Here is a 3,609-nt window from a genome sequence, read left to right as displayed (position 1 = left end):
CCTGAAAATCACGTGAAATGACTGTAAGAAAATGATTTTTAACAGTGTCATTTTCTCTTATTTTAATTAATTTTTCAACTTCTTTTTTCGTTATTTCCAAGGTCATTTTAAATTACTGGCAACGTGTTTGTATAAGATTAGTTGCGTGGTTTAAGCACCTAATTTAGCAAATACAAACCGAATAGAAAATCCGCGAGGATTTTCGTAAGTAGGCTAGAACTAGCAATTAATTTTATACGGTGTTGGGCAACGTTTTTATTAATTCGGATTTAGTTGTTTTGTCAGCTTTTGACATTTCAAGAATAAATTCAGTCAATTTAATTTCGTCAATTTTTTCAATTTGTCCTAAATGTATATTTAATTCTTGAGCACCAATCGCTTCATTTAGTTTTACTGTACTTCTATAAATTACTCCTTTTTTTCTGGAAGGTTTAAACTTTTCGTTAATTATTAAACAAATGAATTTTTGTCCATTGATATTTATTGGATAAGCATCTTGTATTAATTCCCAATTAATAAAATCTTTATTTGCGCTTCTGTCAAAAATTCCAATTTCATTTATTATAATCATCGGTCTTTTGTCAATCAGGTTATAAATTCCTAATGGATAACCAAGCCCAAAAAAACCAATGGAAAGCCAACCTATCAATGGTTTATCTGCAAGCATCCAAATTCCGATTAGCACAAAAGGTGTGCATAATAATATCAGTCGGATTGCTCTTTGTTTGGATTTATAAAGTTTTATTTCAGTCATTCTCAAATATTACCAAACGTTTTTTATTCTGTTAGAGTGATTTTCACTCCGTTTAATTCTATTCCGTTTTTCAATTCGGTTTTCTTTATTTCGTAATAAGGTTCCCATTTTTCTAAAATCAGTTCATTGTCATTTGTCCACCCAATTATTTTAAATCCATCTGGAATTAGTCCTTTTTCAAGATCAGATTTGTTTTCATTATTTTCTATAACTGACCAAAAAACTCTTGAATATCCAAATCCGCCATTGTCAAATTGATATTCGTAATATTTGTGTTTTTTATTCGGTGAAATAGAGTCGGAAATAAGAATAAAATCAGCTCCTTTTAGAGAATGTTCAGAATGAAATGCTTCCGCAACTTTGTCAAAATCCGAGTTAATTTTAATTCCGATTCCAACAATTCCAATTAGAAGAATTCCGATTATTATTAATATCCATTTTTTCATTTAATTCACGGTTTCTCAAATGTTGCCCAACGAGTTTGTGTATGATTTCGTTGCGTGTTTCAGCAACTAATTTAGCAAATACAAACCGAATAGAAAATCCGCGAGGATTTTCGTAAGTAAGCCTGCACTAGCAATGAATTATACACGGTGTTGGCAACTGGCTTTATTTTTTTAATGTTCCCAATGTTCCAATCTTGAATTAATTAGAGTTGAGTCTTTTCCAAATTTTATATATAAATCTTTTCCTTCCATTGGGTCAATATTCCATCCATAATCAACCATTATTTCATAGACTATTTCATCGGGTTCGATGTCCATATAATTTCCAGGTTCTCCCAATAAATCAATTACGTTTTTATAAGACATTCCTTTTTGTAAATGATTCTCAATTAAGTCGTTAACCATATGTTCTCGAAATTCATAAAATCCGTCAAAACTTTTATTCCATTTAGATTGTTCGAATTTTATTTGTTTAGGTCCACAAGCGACAAACAAACAAAAACATATTAGAATTAATTTCTTCATCCCTCTTTTGTCCATTTTTTAGTTGAAGACCTATAAATCTTGGATTCTCCAACACTTAATCCATACCAAATAATGTATGTTGAATCATTTTCCATTTGATAAAAGGCTGGACTATCCATAAATTCAGTCAATCCAAATTCGGATACGTTTTTTGGTAGTCTATTATTTTCCTTTTTAAACGTTTCAACTTTTTCAATTAGCATTTCGGCATATTCTTGATTTTCATTTTTAAAATCACAACTTAATAGTCCAAAGAATAGAATTATCGTTAATATTTTAGTTGTTATTTTCATTTCTCAGCTTGTTGCCAACGATTATGTATATGGAAAGTTGCGTGTTTGTGTGCGAGGATTTTCCGCAGGAAAATCAGAAGCTAGCAAACGAGCAACTAACTTTGGTTTAGCTAATACTAGCAATTTTTTATATACGGTGTTGCAGGTAGTTATTTTTCGCAAATTTCTGTGTTTATAAATGAAAAATCCTCTGAAAAAGTGTAATCACCCGCTGTATTAGTTTCTAGTTTTATTTTATAAAAGATTTGGTCATTTTTAACCCATTGTTTTATCAACTGTACTTTTTCTTGTCTGAAATTTTCTTTTTTATTAAAAGTATGTTGATTGGTTTGGTCAAAAATTCCATTCCAATATATTAATTTAAATTTTGGTTGAAATCCAAAATCCTTTTTATCATTTTCCGCTACTTTTTTTAGAAATTCCTCTTTGTTGATTTTTTTCGTCATAAAATCCATTGAAATTTGAGTGTGTGATTTTATTTTTTTGTCATTATTTGTATCTAATAGATAAAGAGAATCATTACGCCTTAAAAAAGTCCATTTTCTTAAATTTTGCATTACAATTGTTCCATTGCTTTGTTTGTAAGCAGGATAGCGATATACATTAAATTCACGTTTTTTAATACTTTTCTTTAATTGCTCAATATTTTCTGCTATTGAACTACCTCTAGAATATATAATTATAGTATCTCCAATAGTCTTTCGATAAGCGTGAATTTTGTCACAATTCAAAAAGTGTTCAAATCCGTTTGGTGCATTTGGATTATTAAATTCTATATTATTTGTTTTTATCCAATTATCTAACTCAGGCGTTTGCTTTTGGGCAAGACTAGCGAAAGATACTTTCAAAAATATTAATGTCAGGATGTGGTTTTTCATAATTACCTGCAACGGTTTAGGCTATGATTTCGTTGTGGAAAACGTCGACAGACTTTTCCGCTTGTGAAATCATGCCGGATTAAAAGTACAAAGTTTGAATTTTAGAACAAAGCCCACAATGAATTATAGCCATTGTTGGCATTATGTTTTTTGTATTTCTTTCCGATAGTAATACTTTTCAAAACCTTTTGGGAAATCAGTCTCAGTTCCAATTTTTATAAAGCCTAGTTTTTCATAAAACTCAGGTGCTTGGAATGAAAAAGTATCCAAACTCATATAACGACAATTTCGGGTTTTGGCTTCTTTTTCCGCTTCTAAAATTAATTTTCTTCCGATTCCGTTATTACGGTTTTCCGGTTTTATAACAAAAGTTTTTATCTCCAATGTTCCCCAAATAGAACGTCCATAAAGACCACCTATTATTTCACCGTTGTTATCCCGAGCAATTATTTCAATCGGCTTGTTAATTTCATTTTTGAGTTCTTGTGTTTTACTCAAATTATATTCTACAAGTAATTCGACAACTTTATCATAAGTTTTCTTGTTGATTATGTCGGTTACTTTTATGTTCATTTTCGTATTAATGCCAACGGTTTGGTACATGCTTTCGTTGCGTTTTCTTACGTAAAAATAGCAAATAAAGCCAGATATTTGGCAGTTTTGTAAAACTTTTCGTAAGCAAACAAAAACAAGCAATGAAGTATGTGCATTGT

6 protein-coding genes are annotated in these 3,609 nt (G+C 30.1%); all 6 read right to left on the bottom strand.

The window, feature by feature from the left end; translation table 11 throughout:
• Positions 1–232: 232 nt before the first annotated feature.
• Positions 233–754 (bottom strand): STM3941 family protein, encoded by a 522-nt coding sequence (locus FGF67_RS16670; RefSeq protein WP_139698888.1) that lies wholly within the window; start codon positions 752–754, stop codon positions 233–235.
• A gap of 23 nt (positions 755–777) precedes the next feature.
• Entirely contained in the window at positions 778–1,200 is a 423-nt protein-coding gene (locus FGF67_RS16665; protein WP_139698887.1) for a hypothetical protein, read from the bottom strand.
• Between the two features lie 171 nt (positions 1,201–1,371).
• Positions 1,372–1,740, bottom strand: coding sequence for a hypothetical protein (locus FGF67_RS16660; RefSeq protein ID WP_139698886.1), 369 nt, complete (start codon positions 1,738–1,740; stop codon positions 1,372–1,374).
• A complete protein-coding gene (locus tag FGF67_RS16655) occupies positions 1,722–2,018 on the bottom strand; it encodes a hypothetical protein (protein ID WP_139698885.1) in 297 nt (98 codons plus the stop codon). Before FGF67_RS16655 ends, FGF67_RS16660 begins: the two co-directional genes overlap by 19 nt.
• Before the next feature lie 149 nt (positions 2,019–2,167).
• Positions 2,168–2,896 carry a hypothetical protein gene (locus FGF67_RS16645; protein ID WP_139698884.1) on the bottom strand — a complete coding sequence of 243 codons (729 nt, stop codon included), beginning with the start codon at positions 2,894–2,896 and terminating at the stop codon, positions 2,168–2,170.
• Between the two features lie 141 nt (positions 2,897–3,037).
• On the bottom strand, positions 3,038–3,609 hold a 572-nt coding region (locus FGF67_RS16640), incomplete at its 5' end, for a GNAT family N-acetyltransferase (RefSeq protein WP_233244111.1).

Origin of the sequence: Allotamlana fucoidanivorans, assembly GCF_006265225.1 — a bacterium.
Taxonomy (GTDB): Bacteria; Bacteroidota; Bacteroidia; order Flavobacteriales; family Flavobacteriaceae; genus Allotamlana; species Allotamlana fucoidanivorans.
The sequence above is the reverse complement of the archived record's forward strand: the minus strand, read 5'-3'. Positions and strand labels throughout refer to the sequence as shown.

Bases quoted from the DNA above. Each gene is read 5' to 3' on its own strand.
- FGF67_RS16670 (WP_139698888.1), bottom strand. From the start codon at position 754: ATGACTGAAATAAAACTTTATAAATCCAAACAAAGAGCAATCCGACTG.
- FGF67_RS16665 (WP_139698887.1), bottom strand. From the start codon at position 1,200: ATGAAAAAATGGATATTAATAATAATCGGAATTCTTCTAATTGGAATT.
- FGF67_RS16660 (WP_139698886.1), bottom strand. From the start codon at position 1,740: ATGGACAAAAGAGGGATGAAGAAATTAATTCTAATATGTTTTTGTTTG.
- FGF67_RS16655 (WP_139698885.1), bottom strand. From the start codon at position 2,018: ATGAAAATAACAACTAAAATATTAACGATAATTCTATTCTTTGGACTA.
- FGF67_RS16645 (WP_139698884.1), bottom strand. From the start codon at position 2,896: ATGAAAAACCACATCCTGACATTAATATTTTTGAAAGTATCTTTCGCT.